The organism is Pseudomonas sp. E141, assembly GCF_052659885.1.
The window spans coordinates 1,805,420-1,828,351 of sequence record NZ_CP084024.1 but is presented as its reverse complement, the minus strand read 5'-3'; the positions used below and the strand labels follow the sequence as shown (position 1 = coordinate 1,828,351).

Genomic DNA, 22,932 nt, shown 5'->3' with positions numbered 1-22,932 from the left:
GCGAGCCGGCTCGCTCCCACAGGGGGTCTGTGTTGGACATGAATTTTAGATCGACTGAAGATTGAATGTGGGAGTGAGCCTGCTCGCGATACGGTGGTAACTGCTACCCCAGCAACCGATACACACACGAGCCCCGATCGCGCAGGGGCTGCGTTTTTCAGGTTTGAAGCCCCTGACGAGCAACCGCTGCACCTGCCTGCAACGCCCTGCCCACCTGCTCCTCGAAGTGCCCATCGATCATCGCTTGCAAGGCGGCAGCCGTCACCCCACGGTAGGCCACCAGGGCGTCGATCATGTGTTGGGCATCGTGACTGGCCAACAACTGGCTGCTGCTTACCACCACATTTTTCGCGGCGAGTTGAGCGATGTCGCAAGGAATGCCGGCAGCCATCGCCTGATTGGCCAGCGTCGTCATCAACAAAGCAGGGAAAGCCGGGCCCGTACCCGAGAGCGCCGAGAGGTAATCGATGAAGTCTTCTTGCTGCACCTCTGCCGCCGTGCCTACACACTCGAACAAGCGCTGCACGAGGCTTTTCGTCGTTGCCGCTACCTCTGCAAAGCAATACCAAGGCGTAAAGGACTGCCCGATCTCCACCGCCGCATTGGGCATCGCCCGCACCACTGCCGCAGCCGAGGTCTGTGCAGCAATTGTCTGTGCGCCAATCCCAGCCATCAGAGAAATAACGGTTTTACCCGTCGCGTTGATGTTCAGGCTGGCGAAATGCTCGGGGCGAACGGCGATGATCACGACGTCGCTGCGATCCACCAGGCCCTGGTTGTCCGCGACCAGGCAAGCACCTTGCTGAGCCAACGGGTGGTTTCCCGAACGATTGGAAATGACCAGGTTCGCCGCCGGCAACAGTCCCTTCGCCAACACCGCCTTGGCAATCGACCCGCCCAGCCAGCCGGTCCCGCCAATGATCCCCACGGTCTCATTGATCATCGGCGCTGCCTTCGAAAGTGTCGGTCAAGGGAACAAAGATCCCAGGCTCCTTTTCGGCATAGCCGAACTTCCCATAGAAGCGATCCAGCTCGCGCTGCTTGGGGACTTTGCCGGTGAAAATACTCACGTAATGCGGAATGCGCTGGAAGCGCACAGTAATCAGCTCACTCGTATTCATGGTGATATAGCCGATCTGCGTCAGATAAATCGTTCGGGCCCGGGTATCAGCGCCTTGGCTGTCATAACCGAAGCGCTTGAACATGCTCGCCAGAGCATTCATCCGCTGCTCGTCTACGGCAGCGACCTCTTGGGCCACTTCAGCGGACTGTAGCGCCCAACTGCGCACGGCAAACTCGAACTGCGAGTCGAACAACTGCGGGTTGAGCCAGCACTCGAACACATTCAGGATCGCCTCGGAAATGCTTTCGGCATAACTTTCGCTTTGCCTGATCAAGCCCCCGGTATTGGTCTCCCGCCACCGAGACAACAAAGCCGCCAGCAACTGCTCGCGGTCCTCGAAGAACCAGTAGAAGCTGGTGCGTGACAAGCCCAGGCGCTTGGCCAGCGGCATGACCCGAACAGCATCGATGCCCGACTCCTTCAGAGCCTCGTAGGCCGCTTCCAGCCACCCCTCCGGCGACCCCCGCCAGCCTGCGTCTTGAGCCTTGCCACGTGCTTTCCCTACTTGGGACATCGTGCCTACCTTATTCAAATCATACGTAAAGAGAATGTACTCGGATGAACCCTGAATGTACACGTGAGTACATTTGATTGACTTTCTTCTACTCCGCCTTTGAGAGCGAGCGGCATTAGTGACGCCCCCACAGGCTGTTTACTTAGTATGCCTGGCCCGCTGCGCCGAAGACCTTCGCAGCCGGGAACATGCCCATCGCTCGCTCACCGAGATCGCCTACGCCTGGGGCTATGGCAGCAGTTCCCACTTCAGCCGGCACTTCAAGTCGACGTTCGGCATGTCGCCTCGACTGTTCCGGGAAACCGCGAGCGACAGCCGGGTGAAATCGACGGCGGCCTAAGTAGGCTTCTGCGCTCTAAAGCCTCCAGAAGAAAGGGGGAATGAAACCGCTGCCAACCAGGGCACCAAGGTTGACCGTTGGTCGAGAGCAAAATAGGGTAACAGGCCGTTCCCGACATCCTGACCTAGTATCAATCCAGGTTCGGCTGGACAACGCAGGAGATCGACATGTCCGCCTCCGAATCCAGCCTCCTCCAGAGCTGGCAGCACAACGCCCAATCCTGGATCGAAGCGATCCGCACCGGCACCCTCGAGAGCCGCGTCAACGTCACCGACCAAGCCATCCTGTTGGCGGTACTGAGCCGTCAACCCGAGCGTGTGCTCGATCTGGGTTGTGGCGAGGGCTGGTTGTTACGAGCCTTGGTCGAACGAGGCATCGAAGCGGTCGGTGTGGACGGCAATGCAACGCTGGTCGAGGCCGCGCGAGCCGCAGGCTCTTCGCCGGTGCATCTGGCAAGCTACGAGGCGCTGGCGCAGGCGACGGTGGACATCGGCTGCAACTACGACCTGATCTGCGCCAACTTCGCCCTGCTGCACCAGGACATCATCCCGCTGCTCAGCGCCATGAACGCCCTGCTCGCCCCCGGCGGCACCCTAGTGATCCAGACACTGCATCCGTGGGCCGCAGCGGCGGGCAACTATCAGGACGGTTGGCGAGAAGAAACCTTCGCCGGCTTCCAGGGGCAATGGCAGCCCATGCCCTGGTACTTTCGTACCTTGTCCAGTTGGCTCAATGCACTGGATATGGCCGGCTATCGACTGGCCGGCCTGCAGGAGCCGCAGCACCCGCAAAGCTCGGCTCCGCAGTCGTTGCTACTGCTGGCCGAGCCGCAAGGTTGAACGCCGCAGCGAACATGCTCTTCAGGGGCGCTCAACGCCTCTGAATGTCGGCTCAATTCCAGCCGCCCCCCATTACCTTGTACAGCGTCACACGGTTGCTCTGTTCGGTCAGGCGCAGACTGATCAGGTCCTGCTGCGCGCTGTACAGCGAGCGCTGGGCATCCAGGGCTTCGAGATAGCTCTGGGATCCACCTCGGTATAAGGCGTCGGACAGTTCGAAGCTCTTGCGGCTGGCGTCGGTCAACGCCTGCTGGGCCTCGATGCGTCGGTCCAGGGTGCTGCGCACCGCCAGGGCATCGGCCACTTCTTTGAACGCGCTTTGCAACGTCTGCTGGTAGGTCTGCACCTGAATCTCACGCTCGGTCTTGGCGGCATCCAGCGTTGCACGGTTGCTGCCACCGTCGAAGATCGGCAGGCTGACGCTCGGAGCAAACGACCAGGCGCCACTGCCGGACTTGAACAGGCTGGACAAGGCCGAACTGGAAGAACCGGCACTGGCCGTCAGGCTGATGCTCGGGAAGAACGCCGCACGGGCTGCGCCGATGTCGATATTGGCCGACTTGAGGGTGTGTTCGGCGGCCAATACATCCGGACGCCGTTGCAGCAGGCTGGAAGGCAGCTCGGCCGGTACCTGGACCAGCGCCGCAGCCGATTCCAGGGTCGAGCCCGGCAGCAGTTCTTCGGGTACATCACTGCCCACCAGCAAACGCAGGGCATTGCGGTCCTGGAGAGTCTGGCTTTCATACTCCGCCACGTCAGCTCGGGCCGACTCCACGGTGGTTTGCGCCTGGGCCACGGACAGACCGGAGGAGCCACCCAGTGCGTGGCTGCGACGGGTCAACTCATAGGTCGCCTGCTGGCTGCGCAAGGTCTCCTGGGCCAATTGCAAACGCTCGTTGTCCGCCGCCAGGGTCAACCAGGCCGTGGCAACTTCGGCCACCAGGCTGATCTGCGTGCTGCGCCGGGTTTCGGTCAGGGCCAGATAGTCTTCCAGCGCCTCGTCCTGGAGATTTTGCATGCGCCCGAATACGTCCAGCTCATAGCTGCTCAGCCCCAGCTGCGCGCTGTAGTCATGGCTGGTGGTCGCCGAGCCGCTGTTGGACAATGAGCCGGGCGTACGACTGTGGGTGCCGCTGACGCTGGCATCGACCGACGGCAAAGACTCTGCGCGCTGGATGCGGTATTGGGCCTGGGCCTTTTCGACGTTCAGTGCGGCCAGGCGCAGGTCGCGGTTGTTGGTCAGGGCCAGGGATTGCAGGCGCGCCAGACGGCTGTCAGTGAAAAAGTGTTGCCATTGAATATCGGCGGCCACCTCTCCCTTGGGCGTACCGGTGCCGGGCAGCCATTGTTCGGAGACCGGTGCCTCGGGACGTTCATAAAGTGGTGCCAGATTGATGCAGCCACCGAGCAGTGAAAGTAAGGCCAGCAATGGCCAGCGGAACTTGATCATTCGTCACCTGCCTGGGTGGTTGGAACAGCAGTCGAAACCGTGGAGACGCGGGAAAAACGCCGACGAATCTGCACGAAGAACAAGGGTACGAAGAAGATCCCCAGCACCGTCGCGGTGAACATGCCGCCCAGCACGCCGGTACCGATTGCCTGGCGTCCGGCGGAACCGGCGCCGCTACTCAGGGCCAGAGGCAATACACCAAACATGAAGGCCAGGGACGTCATGAGAATCGGCCGCAGGCGTTGGCGCACGGCGATCAGCGTCGCCTCTCGCAAGCTGTTGCCCTGCTCTTGCAGGTGCTTGGCGAACTCGACGATCAGAATCGCGTTCTTGGCCGCCAACCCCACGGTGGTCAATAGCCCTACCTGGAAGTACACGTCGTTGCTCAAACCACTGACACGGGTGGCCAGCACCGCGCCCACCACCCCCAGCGGCACCACCAGCATCACCGAGAAAGGCACTGACCAGCTCTCATAGAGTGCAGCGAGGCAGAGGAAGACGAACAGCACCGATATCGCGTACAGCAACGGCGCCTGCGAACCGGAAAGGCGCAACTGATAGGACTGCCCGGTCCACTCATAGCCGATGCCCTCAGGTAACTGTTTGACGATAGCTTCCACCGCATCCATGGCGTCCCCGGTACTGACCCCGGGTGCCGGGTCGCCAACCACTTCCAGCGAAGCGTTGCCGTTGTAGCGCTCCAACAACGGTGACCCGTAGCTCCACGAACTGCTGGCGAATGAGGAAAAAGGCACCATCTCGTCGTTGCTGTTGCGCACGAACCAATGTTCCAGGTCGGCCTCCTGCATCCGCGATGCGGCCTCGCCCTGGACGTAGACCTTCTTCACCCGGCCCTGATTGAGGAAGTCATTGACATAGGTGCCCCCCAGGGCCGTGGACAAGGTGGTGTTGATGTCACTGGTGCTCAGGCTCAAGGCCCCGGCCTTGCGATCATCTATGCTGACCTTGAGCTGCGGGGTGTCGTCCAGGCCGTTGCTGCGTACTCCCAGCAAACGCGCGTCTTTGTTCGCCAGCTCGATGAATTGCTCCCGCGCGGCGACCAGAGCGTCATGCCCCAGTCCACCGAGGTCCTTGAGTTGCAGGTCGAAGCCGGATGTCTGCCCCAGCCCGCGCACGGCCGGCGGTTGCATGACGAACACATTGGCATCACCAATGCTCGACAGCGCCATGGTTGCGCGCTGAGCGATGGACGCGGCATCCTGCCCTGCCCCTGTGCGCTCGCTCCAGTCCTTGAGCCGGATAAACGCGCGGGCGCTGTTCTGGCTGTTGCCGTTCATGCCCAGGCCGGAAATGCTGATCAGCGCTTCGACTTCCGGTTGTTCGAGCAGGTAGCTTTCGAATTGCTTGACCACCGCTTGGGTGCGGCTGTCCGTGGCTCCCACCGGCAATTGCACCTGAGCCATGAGAATGCCCTGGTCTTCATCAGGCAAGAATGACGTGGGCAGGCTCAGATAACCGACCGCCATCACCAGCACCACCAGCGCATACACCAGCCAACTGACGCGGCCACGCTGCAAAATAGCGTCCACCCGGCCTTTATAGGCCTGGGCAGCGCGCTCGAACGTACGGTTGAACCAGCCGAAGAATCCGCCTTGAGCGCCATGTCCCTTGCCATCGGACGGCTTGAGCAGGGTCGCGCACAATGCCGGCGTCAGCGTCATCGCTACCAGCACCGAGAGCACCATGGCCGAGACGATGGTGACCGAAAACTGCCGGTAGATGATCCCGGTGGAGCCGCCGAAAAACGCCATGGGAATGAATACCGCACTGAGGACCAGGGTGATGCCGATCAGAGCGCTGGTGATTTCATCCATCGACTCGCGCGTGGCGTCCAGGGCCGACAGCCCGCGCTCAGCCATTACCCGCTCGACGTTCTCTACCACCACAATCGCGTCATCCACCAACAGGCCGATGGCCAGGACCATGGCGAACATGGTCAGGGTGTTGATTGAATAGCCGAACAGGGCCAGCACACCGAACGTACCCAGCAGCACCACCGGTACGGTGATCGCCGGGATCAGCGTGGCCCGCAGGTTCTGCAAGAAAAGGAACATGATCAGCACGACCAGGACAATGGCCTCGCCCAAGGACTTGACCACCTCTTCGATGGACAGGCTGACAAAGGGCGTGGTGTCGTAGGCGATAACGTTCTTAAGCTGCATTTCCGTGGGATAGAACGGCTCCAGCTCCTGAAGCTTGGCCTTCACCGCCTCGCCCACATTCAGGGCGTTGGCCCCGGCGGCGAGCTGCACACCCATGGCAGCAGCGGGTTTACCGTTAAGGGCGGAGGTTACGTCGTAGCTTTCACTGCCCAACTCAACCCGTGCCACATCCCCAAGCAATACCACCGCACCGTCACTGGTGGACTTGACCACGACATTGCGAAACTCTTCAACGGTTTGCAGCTTGCTGCGGGCGCTGATGGTGGCGTTCAACTGCTGGCCCTTCACCGCCGGCATGGCGCCGAGCTGACCGGCGGAGACCTCAGTGTTCTGCGCTTCCAGGGCAGAGCTGATGTCCGACGGCATCAGCGCGTATTTTTGCAACAGCGCCGGATCCAGCCAGATGCGCATGGCATAGCCCGAGCCCAATGTCTGCACATCGCCGACGCCGTCAATACGGCTGATGGAATCGAGCAAGGTGCTGGAAATGTAGTCGCCAATCTGGGTGCCGGTGACGCTCGGATTGTCGGACGCCAGAGCGGCAATCATCAGGAAGTCCGAGCCGCCCTTGGTCACGGTCAGGCCCTCGCTTTGCACCGACTGCGGCAGCCTCGACTCGGCCTGTTGCAGCTTGTTCTGCACCTGCATCTGCGCCACGTCCGGGTTCGTGCCGGCGGTGAACGTCAGGCTGATGCTGGCACTGCCGTCCGAACTGCTGGAGGCCGACATATAGGTCAGGTTATCCAGGCCTTTCATCTGTTGTTCGATGACCTGGGTCACCGAGTCTTCCACGGTCTTGGCCGAGGCGCCGGTGTAGGTGGCGGAGATACGCACTGTCGGTGGCGCGATGTCCGGGTACTGCTCCAGGGGCAACTGACTGATGGACAAAGCGCCCGCAAGCATGATGACGATGGCAATAACCCAGGCAAAAATCGGCCGATCGATGAAAAAACGCGCCATGCTCAGCCCTCCTGCGCAATGGCGACTGGCGCCGATTTCAGCGTGCGACTGCGCGTGCCAGGGCTCTGCGCTACGACTGCTTCACCAACCCGTACTTTCTGCCCGCCCTCGACAATCACCTGGTCACCGGCATTGAGGCCGGTCTTGACCCACCACTGGTTGCCCACGGCACGGTCGATGGTCAAGACGCGCTGCTCGACCTTGCCATTGACCACCAACAAGACCGTGGTCACCCCGCTGGCGCTGCGGGTTACGGCCTGTTGCGGAATCAAAATCGCTTGGTCGTCGCGAGCCTGCTCCAGCACCGCCCGCACGTACATGCCCGGTAGCAACAGCCGGTCCGGGTTGGCGATTTGCGCCCGCAAAGTCACCGTCCCAGTGCCCTCGTTCACACTCACGCCGCTGAACTTCAAGCGACCTTCATGGGCATAGGTGCTGCCGTCATCAAGCTTGAGGCTGATTCGCGCCTCGCCTTCGCCGTTGCTTTGCAGCACACCGCTGGCCAGGTCGCGCTTGAGGCGCAACAACTCGGTGGTCGACTGGGTGACGTCAACGTAGAGCGGGTCCAGTTGCTGCACCGTGGTTAACGCGCTCTCTTGATTGGCGACCACCAGCGCGCCCGGCGTGACCGTTGAGGTTTCTATGCGCCCACTAACAGGAGAACTGATACGGGTGTACGCCAGGTTGATCCGCGCAGTCTCCACGCCGGCCTGGGCCACTTGCAGTTCGGCTTCGGCGGTCAGCAGGCTGGCCTGAGCGTCCTCGTTGTCTTGCTGGCTAATGGCATCGATCTTGGCCAACTGTGCGTCACGCTTGGCCGTGGCCTGGGCCGACTTCAAGGTGGCACGGGCCTTGGCGAGGTTCGCCTGTGCCTCGGCCAAAGCGGCCTTGTAAGAGGAAGCATCCAGTTGGTACAGCACCTGTCCGGCCTTGACCTCGGCTCCTTCGACAAACAGTCGTTGCTGGACGATACCACCGACCTGCGGGCGAATCTCGGCGACCATGAACGCCTGGGTGCGCCCGGCCAGTTCTGTGGTCAGCGCCTGGCTTTGCGGCTGCACAGTGATCACGGACACCTTGGGCGGTTCGACAACCGGTGCCGATTCACCGGAGCAACCGCCCAACAGAAACAGAACGATCAGGAACACCAGCACGGCGCTGGTCACCAGGGATTTGGCGAATAATTTGGTCGACATAAATGCCTCTGCAAGACGGATGGTTCAAGCCAGGCGCCATACTGCGAGGCAAATGTGCAGGAAAATTGAAGATTGCCCGCCGCCCTTGAATCTTCCTCACACCAGGGCCTAAATGGACGGGCCATTCACCGACCTGCCCGAGCCCATGAAACTGAGCATCTCCACCAAGCTGTTTATCGCAGTGCTGGCCAGCGTACTGTTCGTCATCCTGAGCATGGGGGTGGCCAACGGCTGGAGCTTTGGCAAAGGCTTTCTCGACTATCTCAACGAACAGGCCCTGTTGCGCATGTCGCCGGTGCTGCCGCGTCTGGCCAACGCCTACGAGCGCGAGGGCGACTGGGAGTTTCTGCGCAACCAACCGGATCGCTGGTTCGAACTACTGCGCCCCGAACCTGGGGAAAACGACAGCGACCCGCAACGGCCCCCCATGCCCATGTCCGACCTGACCGGTGCGGTGTTTCGCATTGCCCTGCTGGACGTGCAAAAGCAATTGGTCATGGGCTACTCGGCAATTGCCGACGACGCCTTGATGCGCCCGGTCCAGGTCGCTGGGAAAACCGTTGGCTGGCTGGCGGTGACGCCGTTTCAGAACGTGACCGAAGCCGGAGGCGAACGCTTTCGTCTGTATCTGATACGCACCAGCCTGGCCGTAGGGGTGTTCTCTTTGCTGTTGGCGATGCTGATCGCCTGGTGGATCGCCCGCACCCTGCTTGATCCGGTCAAGCGCGTGGCCGCTGCTACGCATCGCCTGGCCGCCGGTGAATACAGCAACCGAGTCACTGTGTCTTCCAATGACGAAGTCGGTCAGTTGGCCCGGGACTTCAATCAATTGGCGTATACCCTGGAGCGCAATGAAAAAATGCGTCGGGAGTTCATGGCCGATGTCTCCCATGAGCTGCGAACCCCCCTGTCGGTACTGCGCGGCGAACTGGAAGCCATCGAGGACGGCGTGCGCACACTTGATCAGTCTTCGATGAAATCGCTGCAAGGCGAAGTCGGCATGCTCAGCAAACTGGTGGACGATCTGTATGAACTGTCCCTGGCAGATGTGGGCGCGTTGACTTACCGCAAGAGAAAATGCGATCTCAACGAGCTGCTGGACGGTTGCGTGGCGATGTTCCAGGAGCGCTGCAATGCCCGGCACCTGGGTTTGGAGCTGGAGCTGCCGACAACGCCGCTACAGGTTGAAGCCGACCCCAAACGCCTGCAGCAACTGTTCGGCAATCTGCTGGAAAACGCGCTGCGCTATACCGATGAAGGCGGTGTCCTGCGCATTTGTGCCGCCAGCGAGGACGACGTCGTGCGCGTCGATTTTCTCGACTCCGGCCCCGGGGTCGATGCGGATCAATTGCCGCGGCTGTTCGAGCGTTTCTACCGCGGCGAATCCTCACGCAATCGCGCCAGTGGTGGCGCCGGCCTGGGGCTGGCCATCTGTCACAGTATCGCCCTGGCCCACGGTGGCAGCCTCAGTGCCGAACACTCGCCCCTGGGCGGCCTTTGGCTGACCCTGCGCCTGCCACGGAACGCCTGAACCATGGTCAACGACAGTCCGATCCTCATCGTCGAAGACGAACCCAAACTGGCCGCGTTGATACGCGACTACCTGATCGCCGCCGGCTACACGACCCAGTGCCTGGACAACGGGCTTGAGGTGGTACCGGCGGTACGTGCCAACGAGCCGCGATTGATCCTGCTCGACTTGATGTTGCCAGGACGCGACGGTTTGCAAGTGTGCAAGGACCTGCGCAGTTTCAGCGCCGTGCCGATCATCATGATCACCGCTCGCGTCGAGGAGGTAGACCGTTTGCTCGGGCTGGACCTGGGGGCCGATGACTACATCTGCAAACCCTTCAGCCCCCGCGAAGTGGTGGCCAGGGTCAAGGCCATCCTGCGGCGCAGCCCACAACTTCTTACCTCTGCGCCGCCGCGTCTGCTGATTGACGAAGAACAGTACCTGGCGTCTCTCGACGGTATTGCGCTGGACCTGACGCCTTTGGAGCTACGTCTGCTCAGCACCCTCGCCCGCGCGCCGGGGCGGGTCTTTTCCCGCGATCAATTGCTGAACAGAATCTACTCCGATCACCGGGTGGTCACCGATCGCACCGTCGACAGCCACATCCGTAATCTGCGACGCAAACTCGAGCAGGCATGCCCAGGTGAACAGCCGATCGAATCGTTGTATGGAGTGGGTTATCGGTTTCAGCTTGCCGACGCCTGAGGGTCTTTTCGCGCTGATGCTGGCTGCGACAGCGTCAGCGCGAGCCGGCTCGCGATGGACGGTAGTTCAACGCCGTAGATGCACCTGGCAGTCGAGCCTACTGATCCGCCGAATAGATGACGGTTTGCGCACTGTCGTCCATGGCAGGCCGACGGGTGAAGTAGGTGTCGCCTTCATCTGTCTGGATCTCGTAGTCGGCCTTGCTGGCGACTCGGGCCGAGGCATCGGTGTGCTTGATGATTTTCAGCACTCGCTGGAACTTCACGCTTTGAGTGCCGTTCTGGGCGGGGCCGGTGAGCACATTGACCTTCTGAAACCAGCCTGCATGCTTTTTGTTCGACACCAGAGTACCGCTCAACGCTTCAAAACGTTCCAGACGGGTGAATCCCCAGAGTGTCTGCTCCTCGACCACTTTGCCCGGGGTGGCGGAGCCCGTGAAGACAAACAGGTTAAGGCTCGGATTGTCTTCACAGAAGAAATCGTAGGGCACCAGACCGTCGACCATTCTCTTGCCGGGAACGAAGCCCTTCTTATGGACCAGAAACATGAGCACCTCCACGCTGAAACATCAGCAAACGCTGAGTAAGTTTGAGCGCAAAGTCTACTGAGACGGGGCGTACAGAGCCGTCAAGCCAATGTAATATCGTGTAAAGGTCATGCCCGATGGGGCAAGCTGATCTCCATAGTCAGGCCACCCGTTGGCGCGTTGTGCGCCATGATCGTGCCGCCGTGGATTTCCACAGCCCTTGAAGCGATTGCCAAGCCCAATCCGAAACCGACACTGCTGTCGTTCAGGCCGCGCTCGAACGGATGGAAAATCTCCTGCAAGCGCTCGTCTTCAACACCCGGTCCCTGATCACTGATCTGCACCGTCAGGCAGTCTGCCTCAGGGGTGGCCTGAGCCACGACCACCACCGTGGTGGCCGGCCGGGTGTAACGCACCGCGTTTCGAATGACGTTCTCGAAACAGCGATACAACAGCTCGCCGCTGGCCCGACTGACAAATGCCGGGCACGCCTGCAAGCTGACCTGGCAGCCTTTCATCTGCGCCTCGAACTGAGCATCCTCGACGATCACCGACAACAACTCGACGATATCGATTGGCTCGCGTTCGATACTCTCAGGCCGCCCCTGCAGACGCGCCAGGGTCAACAACGCCTCGATCAGCGTGTCCATGCGCACCGACTCACGGTCGATGCGCCCCACCATCTCCAGACGAGCCGGATCTTGCTGCAGCAATCCGATGGCTGCCTGCATGCGCGTCAACGGCGAGCGCAGTTCATGAGAGATGTCGTGCAACAGGTGCTGTTGGGCCTCCACCAGCAGTTTCAGCTGATTGGCCATTCGATCGCAGTCCTCGGCCAGATCAACGATTTCATCCCGGCGCGCGCCCATCATCGGCTTGACCCGGGTTTCGAAGTGCCCTTGGGCCACGTCGCCCATGGCCCGCCGAAGATAAACCAACGGCCATGCCAGGTAGAACGCCATATATCCACTGAACAGTGCGCTCATGACCGTGCCAATGATCAACGGAGTCCAAGGGCTCGGCCCTTTGTCGCGCTCTTGAGCCAGGGGATGAGTAGACTTGAGCAACAGCGCGGCGCCGTCCTTGCCAATGACCGATCGCGTGTAGGCCGGTTGCGCAACCGGCGCCCCGGCCAGCAGTTGACCGGCACTGTCATACACACCAACGGCCTGGTCATCAGGACGCTCCCACACCGCCAGCAATTGCCGGCCCGACTCAACGCCGAACTGGCGCAAGAGCTGCTCTTCAGTGGCCAGAATGGTTTCCAGATGAGGATCTCCGGGCCTGGAACTGCCCATCACCAGCAAGCCCAAGCCGACCAGAAACGTCAGGCTGGTGGAGAGCCAAAATGCCAGGAACAGTTTCCAGAACAGCCGGCTGGGCTTCATTGTTCGGCGATCATCAGGTAACCCAGGCCACGCACGCTCTGGATCCAGGCCTTCGCGTCGGGCCGCGGCCCGAGTTTGTGGCGGATACTGCTGATGTGCACGTCGATACGCCGGTCGTAGCGGGTCAAGGGGCAGCCCAAGGCATTGAGGGACAGGTCCTGTTTGCTCACCACCTGCCCGGCACAACGGGCCAGCTCTTCGAGCAGGCTGAACTCGGTGCTGGTCACCGCCAGCTCGCGTCCATGCCATTGGGCCTGACGTTTGCCAGGCCACAGGACCAGCGGGCCGGTCCGGATCACTTCGCTGGTGGGCTGATCCGTCGGCTGCACCCGGCGCATGATGGCCCGTAGACGCGCCACCAACTCTCCCGGTGAGCTGGGCTTGGGCACATAGTCATCGGCACCCAGTTCCAGGCCGGTGATCTTGTCGATGTTGTCGCCTCGGGCCGTCAGCAACACCACCGGCACCTGGTTCACCGCCCGAATGCGCCTGAGTACCTCGATACCCGATAACCCCGGCAGCATCACGTCCAGCACCACGATGCTATAGCGACCGGATAGCGCCTGGACTTCGCCCTCCTCGCCGCTGTGCACGGCCGTCGCCTCAAAGCCTTCACGCTCAAGGTATTGGCTGAGCATTCCAGTCAGCTCCTGGTCATCGTCGACAAGCAATACGCGGATCATGGGACGCTCTTGAGTGGGAGGCGGTGCATTATCGCCATTGCATGGCACAGCGTCATCGCCACAGACCAACCTTTACCTAACTTGACACTGGGTTAACCGCACCAAACGCACCGAACTTTTATCCTGCACTTCCACCAGCCTGCTCGCTGCGCGGTGACTTGTCTTGCTTTGAGATATCCGCGCCCGCCTACGCTGCTTGTCGATGTGTCCTGGAAAAGATCTTGATGAATTTTTCGCGCCTGCTCTGCTCGGCTGCACTGCTGCTCAATGCCACATTTGCACACGCTCAAGGCTTCAAAATTTCCGACATCCGTATCAACGGCCTTCAGCGCGTTTCCGCCGGCAGCGTGTTCGGTGCCTTGCCATTGAACGTGGGTGATCAAGCGGATGAGCGGCGTCTGGTGGAGTCCACTCGCGCGTTGTTCAAGACCGGGTTCTTCCAGGATATCCAACTGGGGCACGACGCCGATGTCCTGGTGATTACGGTAGTCGAGCGTCCATCGGTTGCCAGTATCGAGATCGAAGGCAACCAGGCGATCTCCACTGAAGACCTGATGAAGGGCCTCAAACAATCCGGCCTGGCCGAAGGCGAGATCTTCCAGCGCGCCACCCTCGAAGGTGTTCGTAACGAGCTGCAACGCCAGTACGTTGCCCAGGGCCGTTACTCGGCCACCGTCGACACCGAAGTGGTGCCGCAGCCGCGCAACCGTGTAGGCCTGAAGGTCAACATCAATGAAGGCACCGTGGCGGCGATCCAGCACATCAACGTGGTGGGCAACACCGTTTTCCCTGATGAAGACCTGATCGACCTGTTCGAACTCAAGACCACCAACTGGCTGTCATTCTTCAAGAACGACGACAAGTACGCCCGTGAAAAGCTCTCCGGTGACCTGGAACGTCTGCGTTCCTACTACCTGGACCGCGGCTACATCAACATGGACATCGCTTCGACCCAGGTGTCCATCACTCCGGACAAGAAGCACGTCTACATCACCGTCAACGTCAACGAAGGCGACAAGTACACCGTTCGTGACGTCAAGCTCAGCGGCGACCTGAAGGTGCCTGAAGACCAGGTCACCTCTCTGCTGCTGGTGCAGAAGGGCCAGGTGTTCTCGCGCAAGCTGATGACCACCACTTCCGAGCTGATCACCCGTCGTCTGGGCAACGAGGGCTACACCTTCGCCAACGTCAACGGCGTGCCGCAACCGCACGATGAAGACCATACCGTCGACATCACCTTCGCCGTGGATCCGGGCAAGCGCGCCTACGTCAACCGCATCAACTTCCGTGGCAACACCAAGTCCGAAGACGAGGTGCTGCGCCGTGAAATGCGCCAGATGGAAGGTGGCTGGGCGTCGACCTACCTGATCGACCAGTCCAAGACCCGTCTGGAGCGCCTGGGCTTCTTCAAGGAAGTCAACGTCGAGACGCCGGCAGTACCGGGCGTCGATGACCAGATCGATGTGAACTACAGCGTCGAAGAGCAGGCGTCCGGCTCGATCACCGCCAGCGTCGGTTTCTCCCAGAGCGCCGGTTTGATCCTCGGCGGTTCGATCACCCAAAACAACTTCCTCGGCAGCGGCAACTACGCCAGCCTCGGCCTGACCCGTTCCTCTTACCAAAGCAAGTACAACATCGGCTTTACCGATCCCTATTTCACGCCGGACGGCGTGAGCCTGGGTTACAACGCGTTCTACAACGCCACCGACTATAACGAGTATTACGACGACGATTACTCGTACTACTCCATCAATAGCTTTGGTGCCGGGACCACCGTGGGTTATCCGATCAATGAAACCTCACGGCTGAGCTTCGGCGTGACCGTGCAACATGACAGCATTGACGCCGGCACCTACAGTTCTGATGAGATCTACGACTTTATCCAACGTGAAGGCAGCGCGTTCACCAACCTCAAGGCCAATCTCGGCTGGTCGGAATCGACCCTGAACCGTGCCGTGATGGCGACCCGCGGTCATTCGCAAAACCTCAACCTGATGATGACCGTGCCGGGCAGCGACCTGAATTTCTACAAGCTCGATTACACCGGGCAAACCTTCCTGCCGGTCACCGACACCACTTCCCTGCGGTTCCATACCAAGCTCGGCTACGGCAACAGCTACGGCTCGACCGACGGCCTGCCGTTCTACGAGAACTATACGGCCGGCGGCGAGGGTTCGGTCCGCGGCTTCGAAAGCGGCACCCTCGGTCCCCACAGCACCCCGGCCACCGGTAACTATGCCAGTGAAGGACAGCAGTATTATTCCGACCGCGACACCGAATCACTGGGCGGCAACATCCTCATCACCGGCGGCGTGGAATATCTGTTTCCGATGCCCTTCATCAAAGACAACAAATCGGTGCGCACGTCGGTGTTCTGGGACGTTGGCAGCGTGTACTCCAACAAGTGCTACTTGAGCACCACCCAGGGCTGCGACGGAGTCGACCTTGACCAGATGGCCAGCTCCGTCGGGCTTGGAGTGACTTGGTACAGTCCGTTGGGTCCGTTGAGTTTCAACCTGGCCTTTCCGGTGCGCACACCTGAAAACGCGGACACACAGGTGTTCCAGTTCTCCATGGGGCAGACTTTCTAAGTTTGTGGCTCGTCCCGCTCCACCAGGCACGCCACTCATCAATAAACCTCAACAACACAAAAAAACTGCCGATACCCAAGGTAAGACCCCAGTGACTGGGTTTCAGGATTGAACGGCGGATCAGGTAATGACAGAGATTTATCTGCTGATAGCACACGGCACGGATCAGGGCGAAGCGTACGTCCTGGGTTGGTTCGATGACAGGACCAAAGCCAGGGAAGTGGCCGAGCAGAAAGAATGGGAAGCCTACCGGGCGAGCCTGAAGGCGGAGCATCCATGGTCAACCCACAAACCCCTGGCGCCGGACCAGACCGACTATCGACGCTACTGGATCAAGACCGTTTCGAAGTTTGATCAGGTGCCTGTTCCGAGGTCTTGGGCGGTTCATTGATCACTGCGGGTGAAATTCAACGAAACGAGCGTTGTCGAGGGTGGTCTAGAAAATTAAGCCCATCCGATGAGAGCATCATTATGTTGAAATTTCTTGGCGGCACCGTAGGTATCATTTTCATAATCGGCCTGATCGTGGTCATCGCCCTGTTCAAGCTGGTCTTCTGACGGCGACAGTGTCGACCACAGGCCTGGGAACGCCGTTTCTCAAGGCGTGAAAAAAGCCCAATCTTTGCAGATTGGGCTGAACCGCTCCGGGAATTCGCTAACGGGCAAATGCATAATAGCTCTTTGCCATTTATTTCACCCACCCCGCTTTCAATCGGGTGGTGTATTCACTACATTGAGTGCAACTCTGCTCTGTTGACACGGACTGTCATGACTACCCTATCCTCGATCACTTCCGCCACTCCCCTCCAGACTCGCTCCGCTGTCGCGGCATCGCCTGCAACAGCGATAGACAGTGCTGATGCCTTCCCGGCTCGACCGTCGGCAATCGTCAGCCTGGGCAGCCCGGTGGTCGATGTTGAATCACAGACCTATACCCGCCTCGGGCAACTGCCTGGCCAGGAGAATGTTCGTGTTTGGGAAAAGGAAGGTCAGGACGCTATCACCAACATCATGGGAACCAACCCCAGATCGCTGTCGATAGCCAACCGCTTTCACCGCCTGGGTGCGGTCTTGGTGGAGCAGTTCGCCAAGAATGGTTCGAGCATTTCCCAGTCAGTGCTCCATACCACCACGGACAGGGCTTACGACGTCGCCGGGATAAAATCCGAACAGACGCTACTGCACAATAAAGCCGACAACCTGATCAGTCTCAGCATCAAGACCGCCAGCGGCAAGACGGTCACCTTCAGCCTGACAAGCCAGGACGATGGTCTTGGCGTCCAGGCTACCGTGAATGGTGGCCCGCTGAGCGAGGAGGAACTCAAGGCGATTGGCGCTCTGAGCAGTGCCTTTCAGGCGGCTGTCGACGGGTTGACGGCCGAGCCGCCCAAGCTCGACCTGGGCAAGCTGACGCAGTTTGACTCCAGCGTATTGGCATCCATTGACCTGAACGCCAAGCTTAAGGGCGTGGACGGTGAAGATCTGACCCTCGCCTTTAGCGCCGACAACCAACGCCGCACCACGCAAATGAGCGGTCCGGAAGGCAAACTGAACCTGAGCGTTGACCTGAAGAACAGCGCAATCCTGGGCGATGCCAAGCAACAGGCCAACGCACTGAACAGCTACCTTGCCCAGTTTGACCGAGTGCAGGAGCGTGGCAACGCCAAGGCGGCCCTGATGGAGATGTTCAAGGATGCGTTCAGCGCCATGAACAGCCACTACCCAGAGGGCATTACCCTACCTGACCGATTGACCCGTAATGCGGCGGACAAAGGCCTATTGACCGGACTGGCAGACTTCGAGGCGTCCATCACTCAGACTAACAAGGCGTCCAACCCGATGCACCTGTCTGAACTCGATAGCTTTGCCTATACCCTTTCGCAAAAGACTGTCGTCGCAGGCTCCATCATGCGTGACCGCAAGATCGATCAATCCCAGCAATCGAGTCTATCGGCCAGCTTTCACAAAAGCCTGAAGGGCGGGAAAGCACCTGCGCTGGGCAAAGATTACGAATCGCAGAACTATCTCTACGTACAAGTGAATGACAAGGCCAGCAGCTCGGCCAGCCTCGCCTACATGGATGGCCGACTGACCAAAGCCTCCGTCACGCAACACGCCAGCCAGGACACACGGACACAGAAGTACGTCACGGGCAAACTGATTGAAGAGACCGTGGTGCCGAAGGAGGCTTCAGCCAGCCGCAGTCACTTGGTATTGCTGGAGTACGCCGCCAAGGAGAGCAAGAAATCCAAGGATGCGCAGGAGCAATCCTTACTCAAGGAAGCGCTCGCTACCCTCCACAGTTCGGTGATGTTGCAGGAAAATCCTTTGGCGTTGATGCGTTGAACACAGTGCTTTGCGCTGGAACAACCGTGAGCCGGTTTGATTCGACCGTCGCAGTCATCTGCATTGCCTGCGGATGAGCCAGCATACACTCAGCGATCGCAGGCTCCAGCTCAACCCGCACTCGCCTTGTCAGAGCCCGAGCACCAAAGCGTGGGTCATGCTTTCGGCACAGCCAGTCGCTTGCCGCAACGTCCAGGACCAGCGTACGACGATGCTGACCGAGACGTTGGTTGAGTTTGTTCAGTTCGATCTGCAACAACGCTTCCAGCCATTGGGTTTCGATGCGCTGGAAAACCAGGATGCGATCAATACGGTTTAGAAATTCCGGCTCGAACCAGGCGTGCAGCGCTTGCTCCAACATGGCCTGCTCACCTTGTGGGGCGATGCCGAGCCAGCGCCGCCAACCGCGTGAAAAACGTTCCCTGTAGGTGGTCGCTTGCCGGGCTCCAATGTTGCTGGTCATGAAGATCAGGCTATTGCGAAAATCCAGCGTTCGGCTACCGCCCGCCAAGGTCAGTTGGCCGTTCTCAAGAATGCCCAACAAGCTGCGCACCACTTCCTTGCTGGCCTTTTCCAGTTCATCGAACAGCACGATGCCTGGGCGACTGTAGGTACCTTGAATCAATTCGCTATTGAACAGACTGACGCCCTCTTTACTCCCCACATAACCAGGTGGCGCTCCGGTGAGCGCCGCCGAGTAATGCTCCTGGGCCAGGGTGTGCATGTCGATGCGACAAAAAGCATCGGAGCGACCGTGTATGGCCAGTGCCAGCAGACGGACGATTTCGGTCTTGCCGACACCGGTCGGCCCCATGAACAGGTTCACCGTCAACGGCCTCTCACGTTCACCAATATCGACCTTAACCACGTTTAGCAACGCCTCGACCGCGCTCATGGCGTGTTCTTGGCCGACAATTCGACTGCGCAACAACGCCATGACCTGGGCGGGATTGAAGACGAAGCGTGAGGTCAACAAATCTGCTGCCGGTGATGCGTTGGTCAGGCTAGGCTGTGGGTGGTTTGGGTCGATGCGATCATTCACGAAAGGCATGGTTTAGCCTGCGTGTTTTTCTTTACCGTCGTGGGGAATCTCTCCCACCGGGCAATGAGCCACGCCGACGGTGCGACGGGTAAGTTTTTCGACGTTTTCCTGGGCTTTCTGCGCATCCAGTACCCAGGTGCGGTAAAAGTCGAACGGGCAATCAGCCACTCCCTTGTCGCCATCCCCGGAGTTATAGACCCCGGTGTAACCGCGATGCAGCAGCTTGAACAAATGATTCTGTGATTGGTCGTTCGCTCGCGCATCGCGGATTTGTGAAACGGATAATTGTGCGTACTGAATGCCCATTTCCTCTTCACCGCATTCGCCCAGAGTGCGACCGTCGAAGCCAATGATCGCCGAGTGACCAAAGTAGGAGTAAACCCCATCGAAGCCGGCGGCATTGGCCACTGCCACATAGCAATTATTGGCCCAGGCCATGCTTTTGGACATCATCACCTGCTGCTCTTTGGCCGGGTACATATAGCCCTGGCAGCGGACGATCAACTCCGCCCCTTTCATTGCACAGTCGCGCCAGATCTCCGGGTAGTTACCGTCATCACAAATGATCAAGCTGATCTGCAAGCCCTTCGGCCCCTCGCAGACATAGGTTCGATCACCCGGATACCAGCCTTCTATGGGGCACCAGGGAATGCACTTGCGGTACTTCTGGACGATTTCGCCCTGGTTATTGATCAACACCAACGTGTTGTACGGGGCTTTGTGAGGGTGTTCCTCATGCCGCTCGCCGGTCAGTGAAAACACCCCCCACGTGTCTGCCGCACGGCACGCGGCGGAAAAGATCGCAGTCTCTTCGCCTGGAATGCTGGCGGCAGTCGCCATCATTTCATCGTGGTCGTACATGATGCCCATGGTGCTGTATTCAGGAAACACCACCAGGTCCATGCCGGGGAGACCGCTTTTCATACCAGTGATGATGTCGGCAATCTTGCGGGCGTTTTCAATGACCTCGGCTTTTGTATGCAGCCGCGGCATTTTGTAATTGACGACCGCGACACCCACGGTATCCGGGCTACTGGAAATATCACCATGACGCATGAAATTTACCTCTGTTAATGGCTGATCATCCAAGGTCTGGAGCCGGTTTTACTCTTGAGCCCCTGTGGATTGGCTTTGGTCGGGGCCAGCGGTTTGCTCGGTGCGCAACAACTGCACCCACTGGGGTGACGACGGTTCTGCTGGTACTCACCAAGGGTCTGCGGTGAGTGGGCACTTCGCTCGTTGGTCGCCATGGCCTGGCGTTGACTACTCGACAACGTCGTCAGCGCCGGCGCAGACAACAGCAACGGCCCTCCTGGGCCCGCGCAAAACGGGCACTGGCACGGCTCGTGCCGTTGGGCCATAGGCCGCAACATTGTGAAACCGCCACAGGTTTGGCATTCGTACTCATAGGTCGGCATGGCGCTCTCCGGACATTGATCGGGCTCGGGCGTGTCTCACAGGTCCGGGGCGATCGGCAGATCGATACTGCCGTCGAGGTGTTTGATGGGGCCGTTGGCGTTGGGGTTGATGTCGAACTCGAAGATTTCGGTGGGTAACCAGAGGGTCGCGCAGGCGTTGGGGATGTCGACCACGCCGCTGATATGCCCTTGCACCGGCGCAGAGCCCAACAGTGCATAGCCCTGGGCGGGCGAATAACCAAACTTGGTCAAGTAGTTGATCGCATTCAGGCAGGCCTGGCGGTACGCGATATTGACGTCCAGGTAGTGCTGCTTGCCGGCTTCATCCACCGAGATACCTTCAAAGATCAGGTAGTTCTGGTAGGTCGGGATAATCGGGCTGGGTTTGAACACCGGGTTCTTGATTCCGTACTTGGCCATGCCGCCCTTGATCAGCTCGACTTTCATATGCACCCAGCCGGCCATCTCGATTGCGCCGCAAAAAGTGATCTCGCCGTCGCCCTGACTGAAGTGCAGGTCTCCCACCGACAACCCTGCGCCACTAACGTAGACCGGGAAGAAAATCTTCGAGCCCCGGGACAGGTCCTTGATATCGCAGTTACCACCATGTTCACGCGGCGGCACGGTGCGTGCGCCGGTGGCCGCGGCATCATCCCGGGCCTGGCCTTTGAGCTTGCCCATGTGCGCGGTAGCGGCCAGCGGGGCGTTGGCCAAGGGCGGCACGCGGGTCGGGTTGGTATCGATCAGCTCCTGCTCACGGCGGTTCCAGTCGGCGAGCATTACCGGGTCGGGCAGGCAACCGATCAATCCGGGGTGGATCAGGCCGGCAAAGTTGACCCCGGGAATGTGCCGCGAGCTGGTGAACATGCCTTTGAAATCCCAGATGGCTTTCTGTGCGCTGGGAAAGTGATCCGTGAGGAATCCGCCGCCGTTCTGCCGCGAGAAGAAACCGTTGAAGCCCCACATGGATTCGGCCTTGGCACCGATGTCCAACAGGTCGACCACCAGCAGATCCCCCGGCTCGGCGCCATGCACGCCCACTGGACCGGACAGGTAGTGCACGGTGGACAGGTCGACGTCACGCACATCCGAGGCGTCGTCGTTGTTCTTGATCGCGCCGGCGGTCCAGTCGTAAGTCTCAAGAATAAAGTCATCCCCTGGCTTGACCCAGCAAGCCATGGGAATGTCCGGATGCCAGCGGTTATGGATCTGTTCGTTCTCGGTGGCGGGCTGGTTGAGGTCGACTTTGATCAAGGTATCGGTCATGGCGAAGCTCCTGAACATTGGGGGTGTACCGCGTTGGAACCAGTCTCGAATGGCGGCCCGAATCGGCCAATACGTTGGATGACGTACCCCTGTAGGAGCTGGCTTGCCAGCTGCAACAAAGGGGGCCGATAAACCATCGCGCCGCCCGGCCGCACCTACACAGAGAGGTAGCGACTGATGGTGGCTTCGTCGACCTTGTCCCGGGTCTCTTCAATCACGAAGCGGCCCTTCTCGATCACCAGGAAGCGGTCGGCGATTTCCAGGGTGAATGACAGCACCTGCTCGGAGACCACAATGGTCAGGTCGCGCAGGTTGCGGATCTCTTTCAAAGTGCGGGCGATGTCCTTGATGATCGACGGCTGGATGCCTTCGGTAGGTTCATCGAGCAACAACACCTTGGGATTGGTCGCCAGCGCCCGGGCAATGGCCAGTTGCTGCTGTTGCCCGCCCGAGAGATTGCCGCCCTTGCGCGAGCGCATGTCGTGAAGCACCGGAAACAACGCATAAAGATCTTCGGGGACCTGGCCCCGGGCCGATGCCGGCAGGCCGGTCTGAATATTTTCCAACACCGTCATGCTGGGGAAAATCATCCTCCCCTGGGGCACATAGGCGATGCCGAGTTCCACCCGCTCGTGGGTTTCCAGGTTCGAGACCTCCTGGCCATCGACGCTGACCTGCCCCCGCCACTGCGGAAGGATGCCCATCAAGCTCTTGAACAGCGTGGTCTTGCCCATACCGTTGCGTCCCATCACGGCGACGATTTCGCGTTTGGCCACGGCCAGGTCGAGGTCGTGGAGGATCTGGCTCTGGCCGTAACCACAGGACAGCTTGTCTACGTTGAACATGCCT

At 59.8% G+C, this 22,932-nt stretch carries 20 protein-coding genes and 1 pseudogene; 8 read left to right on the top strand and 13 right to left on the bottom strand.

Annotation, left to right across the window (positions count from 1 at the left end; translation table 11 throughout):
* Positions 1–157: 157 nt before the first annotated feature.
* Both GKKCFE_RS08250 and GKKCFE_RS08245 read right to left on the bottom strand, forming a co-directional pair.
* Positions 158–943, bottom strand: coding sequence for a pyrroline-5-carboxylate reductase family protein (locus GKKCFE_RS08250; protein ID WP_445577717.1), 786 nt, complete (start codon positions 941–943; stop codon positions 158–160).
* On the bottom strand, positions 933–1,637 hold the full coding sequence (locus tag GKKCFE_RS08245) for a TetR/AcrR family transcriptional regulator (RefSeq protein WP_305468082.1): 705 nt from the start codon (positions 1,635–1,637) through the stop codon (positions 933–935). Before GKKCFE_RS08245 ends, GKKCFE_RS08250 begins: the two co-directional genes overlap by 11 nt.
* Positions 1,638–1,788: 151 nt before the next feature.
* Between GKKCFE_RS08245 and GKKCFE_RS08240 the strand changes: the two are divergent.
* Both GKKCFE_RS08240 and GKKCFE_RS08235 read left to right on the top strand, forming a co-directional pair.
* A pseudogene (locus GKKCFE_RS08240) lies at positions 1,789–1,977 on the top strand (helix-turn-helix domain-containing protein); the annotation flags it as partial.
* Positions 1,978–2,144: 167 nt separating this feature from the next.
* Positions 2,145–2,816: a class I SAM-dependent methyltransferase gene (locus tag GKKCFE_RS08235; RefSeq protein ID WP_305468080.1), complete on the top strand. Its 672-nt coding sequence runs from the start codon at positions 2,145–2,147 to the stop codon at positions 2,814–2,816.
* 52 nt (positions 2,817–2,868) lie between these two features.
* Here GKKCFE_RS08235 and GKKCFE_RS08230 read toward each other — a convergent pair whose 3' ends face one another.
* Genes GKKCFE_RS08230 through GKKCFE_RS08220 form a run of 3 tightly spaced genes read right to left on the bottom strand, consistent with a single transcriptional unit; the run spans position 2,869 to position 8,605 of the window.
* Positions 2,869–4,266 (bottom strand): efflux transporter outer membrane subunit, encoded by a 1,398-nt coding sequence (locus GKKCFE_RS08230; RefSeq protein ID WP_445577716.1) that lies wholly within the window; start codon positions 4,264–4,266, stop codon positions 2,869–2,871.
* Positions 4,263–7,409, bottom strand: a complete 3,147-nt coding sequence (locus GKKCFE_RS08225; protein WP_445577715.1) for an efflux RND transporter permease subunit — start codon at positions 7,407–7,409, stop codon at positions 4,263–4,265. The genes GKKCFE_RS08230 and GKKCFE_RS08225 overlap by 4 nt, the downstream gene beginning before the upstream one ends.
* A 2-nt stretch (positions 7,410–7,411) precedes the next feature.
* Positions 7,412–8,605 (bottom strand): efflux RND transporter periplasmic adaptor subunit, encoded by a 1,194-nt coding sequence (locus GKKCFE_RS08220; protein ID WP_445577714.1) that lies wholly within the window; start codon positions 8,603–8,605, stop codon positions 7,412–7,414.
* Positions 8,606–8,717: 112 nt separating this feature from the next.
* Here GKKCFE_RS08220 and baeS point away from each other — a divergent pair, with 112 nt between their 5' ends.
* Entirely contained in the window at positions 8,718–10,136 is a 1,419-nt protein-coding gene (gene baeS / locus GKKCFE_RS08215) for a sensor histidine kinase efflux regulator BaeS (protein WP_445577713.1), read from the top strand.
* Positions 10,137–10,139: 3 nt separating this feature from the next.
* Positions 10,140–10,823: a response regulator gene (locus GKKCFE_RS08210; RefSeq protein ID WP_445577712.1), complete on the top strand. Its 684-nt coding sequence runs from the start codon at positions 10,140–10,142 to the stop codon at positions 10,821–10,823.
* A gap of 97 nt (positions 10,824–10,920) precedes the next feature.
* Here GKKCFE_RS08210 and GKKCFE_RS08205 read toward each other — a convergent pair whose 3' ends face one another.
* The 3 genes from GKKCFE_RS08205 to GKKCFE_RS08195 form a co-directional block, all read right to left on the bottom strand.
* Entirely contained in the window at positions 10,921–11,370 is a 450-nt protein-coding gene (locus GKKCFE_RS08205) for a hypothetical protein (protein ID WP_305468069.1), read from the bottom strand.
* A 107-nt stretch (positions 11,371–11,477) separates the two neighbouring features.
* Positions 11,478–12,737, bottom strand: coding sequence for a sensor histidine kinase (locus tag GKKCFE_RS08200; protein ID WP_445577711.1), 1,260 nt, complete (start codon positions 12,735–12,737; stop codon positions 11,478–11,480).
* The gene (locus tag GKKCFE_RS08195) at positions 12,734–13,420 is read right to left on the bottom strand and encodes a response regulator transcription factor (protein ID WP_305468065.1); all 687 of its coding nucleotides are present in this window, start codon (positions 13,418–13,420) and stop codon (positions 12,734–12,736) included. Before GKKCFE_RS08195 ends, GKKCFE_RS08200 begins: the two co-directional genes overlap by 4 nt.
* A gap of 224 nt (positions 13,421–13,644) precedes the next feature.
* Here GKKCFE_RS08195 and bamA point away from each other — a divergent pair, with 224 nt between their 5' ends.
* The 4 genes from bamA to GKKCFE_RS08175 all read left to right on the top strand — a co-directional run bounded on the left by bamA (position 13,645) and on the right by GKKCFE_RS08175 (position 18,357).
* Entirely contained in the window at positions 13,645–16,011 is a 2,367-nt protein-coding gene (gene bamA / locus GKKCFE_RS08190) for an outer membrane protein assembly factor BamA (protein WP_305468063.1), read from the top strand.
* A gap of 127 nt (positions 16,012–16,138) precedes the next feature.
* Entirely contained in the window at positions 16,139–16,402 is a 264-nt protein-coding gene (locus GKKCFE_RS08185; RefSeq protein WP_047229356.1) for a hypothetical protein, read from the top strand.
* Positions 16,403–16,482: 80 nt separating this feature from the next.
* The gene (locus GKKCFE_RS08180; RefSeq protein ID WP_442793071.1) at positions 16,483–16,569 is read left to right on the top strand and encodes a hypothetical protein; all 87 of its coding nucleotides are present in this window, start codon (positions 16,483–16,485) and stop codon (positions 16,567–16,569) included.
* Positions 16,570–16,779: 210 nt separating this feature from the next.
* On the top strand, positions 16,780–18,357 hold the full coding sequence (locus tag GKKCFE_RS08175; protein ID WP_445577710.1) for a lactate dehydrogenase: 1,578 nt from the start codon (positions 16,780–16,782) through the stop codon (positions 18,355–18,357).
* Here GKKCFE_RS08175 and GKKCFE_RS08170 read toward each other — a convergent pair.
* The 5 genes from GKKCFE_RS08170 to urtE form a co-directional block, all read right to left on the bottom strand.
* Complete coding sequence (locus tag GKKCFE_RS08170; RefSeq protein ID WP_445577709.1) at positions 18,302–19,408, bottom strand: AAA family ATPase; 1,107 nt, start codon at positions 19,406–19,408, stop codon at positions 18,302–18,304. The genes GKKCFE_RS08175 and GKKCFE_RS08170 overlap by 56 nt on opposite strands.
* 3 nt (positions 19,409–19,411) lie before the next feature.
* Positions 19,412–20,455, bottom strand: coding sequence for an aliphatic amidase (locus tag GKKCFE_RS08165; RefSeq protein ID WP_047229353.1), 1,044 nt, complete (start codon positions 20,453–20,455; stop codon positions 19,412–19,414).
* 14 nt (positions 20,456–20,469) lie between these two features.
* Complete coding sequence (locus tag GKKCFE_RS08160) at positions 20,470–20,817, bottom strand: FmdB family zinc ribbon protein (RefSeq protein ID WP_139050667.1); 348 nt, start codon at positions 20,815–20,817, stop codon at positions 20,470–20,472.
* 36 nt (positions 20,818–20,853) lie between these two features.
* The gene (gene fmdA / locus GKKCFE_RS08155; protein WP_445577708.1) at positions 20,854–22,083 is read right to left on the bottom strand and encodes a formamidase; all 1,230 of its coding nucleotides are present in this window, start codon (positions 22,081–22,083) and stop codon (positions 20,854–20,856) included.
* Positions 22,084–22,238: 155 nt separating this feature from the next.
* Positions 22,239–22,928: an urea ABC transporter ATP-binding subunit UrtE gene (urtE, locus tag GKKCFE_RS08150; protein ID WP_139050668.1), complete on the bottom strand. Its 690-nt coding sequence runs from the start codon at positions 22,926–22,928 to the stop codon at positions 22,239–22,241.
* Positions 22,929–22,932 lie beyond the last annotated feature (4 nt).

What these genes read in the sequence shown, in the direction of transcription:
- GKKCFE_RS08250 (WP_445577717.1), bottom strand. Translation starts at nt 943, where the DNA reads ATGATCAATGAGACCGTGGGGATCATTGGCGGGACCGGCTGGCTGGGC.
- GKKCFE_RS08245 (WP_305468082.1), bottom strand. Translation starts at nt 1,637, where the DNA reads ATGTCCCAAGTAGGGAAAGCACGTGGCAAGGCTCAAGACGCAGGCTGG.
- GKKCFE_RS08235 (WP_305468080.1), top strand. Translation starts at nt 2,145, where the DNA reads ATGTCCGCCTCCGAATCCAGCCTCCTCCAGAGCTGGCAGCACAACGCC.
- GKKCFE_RS08230 (WP_445577716.1), bottom strand. Translation starts at nt 4,266, where the DNA reads ATGATCAAGTTCCGCTGGCCATTGCTGGCCTTACTTTCACTGCTCGGT.
- GKKCFE_RS08225 (WP_445577715.1), bottom strand. Translation starts at nt 7,409, where the DNA reads ATGGCGCGTTTTTTCATCGATCGGCCGATTTTTGCCTGGGTTATTGCC.
- GKKCFE_RS08220 (WP_445577714.1), bottom strand. Translation starts at nt 8,605, where the DNA reads ATGTCGACCAAATTATTCGCCAAATCCCTGGTGACCAGCGCCGTGCTG.
- baeS (WP_445577713.1), top strand. Translation starts at nt 8,718, where the DNA reads ATGGACGGGCCATTCACCGACCTGCCCGAGCCCATGAAACTGAGCATC.
- GKKCFE_RS08210 (WP_445577712.1), top strand. Translation starts at nt 10,140, where the DNA reads ATGGTCAACGACAGTCCGATCCTCATCGTCGAAGACGAACCCAAACTG.
- GKKCFE_RS08205 (WP_305468069.1), bottom strand. Translation starts at nt 11,370, where the DNA reads ATGTTTCTGGTCCATAAGAAGGGCTTCGTTCCCGGCAAGAGAATGGTC.
- GKKCFE_RS08200 (WP_445577711.1), bottom strand. Translation starts at nt 12,737, where the DNA reads ATGAAGCCCAGCCGGCTGTTCTGGAAACTGTTCCTGGCATTTTGGCTC.
- GKKCFE_RS08195 (WP_305468065.1), bottom strand. Translation starts at nt 13,420, where the DNA reads ATGATCCGCGTATTGCTTGTCGACGATGACCAGGAGCTGACTGGAATG.
- bamA (WP_305468063.1), top strand. Translation starts at nt 13,645, where the DNA reads ATGAATTTTTCGCGCCTGCTCTGCTCGGCTGCACTGCTGCTCAATGCC.
- GKKCFE_RS08185 (WP_047229356.1), top strand. Translation starts at nt 16,139, where the DNA reads ATGACAGAGATTTATCTGCTGATAGCACACGGCACGGATCAGGGCGAA.
- GKKCFE_RS08180 (WP_442793071.1), top strand. Translation starts at nt 16,483, where the DNA reads ATGTTGAAATTTCTTGGCGGCACCGTAGGTATCATTTTCATAATCGGC.
- GKKCFE_RS08175 (WP_445577710.1), top strand. Translation starts at nt 16,780, where the DNA reads ATGACTACCCTATCCTCGATCACTTCCGCCACTCCCCTCCAGACTCGC.
- GKKCFE_RS08170 (WP_445577709.1), bottom strand. Translation starts at nt 19,408, where the DNA reads ATGCCTTTCGTGAATGATCGCATCGACCCAAACCACCCACAGCCTAGC.
- GKKCFE_RS08165 (WP_047229353.1), bottom strand. Translation starts at nt 20,455, where the DNA reads ATGCGTCATGGTGATATTTCCAGTAGCCCGGATACCGTGGGTGTCGCG.
- GKKCFE_RS08160 (WP_139050667.1), bottom strand. Translation starts at nt 20,817, where the DNA reads ATGCCGACCTATGAGTACGAATGCCAAACCTGTGGCGGTTTCACAATG.
- fmdA (WP_445577708.1), bottom strand. Translation starts at nt 22,083, where the DNA reads ATGACCGATACCTTGATCAAAGTCGACCTCAACCAGCCCGCCACCGAG.
- urtE (WP_139050668.1), bottom strand. Translation starts at nt 22,928, where the DNA reads ATGTTCAACGTAGACAAGCTGTCCTGTGGTTACGGCCAGAGCCAGATC.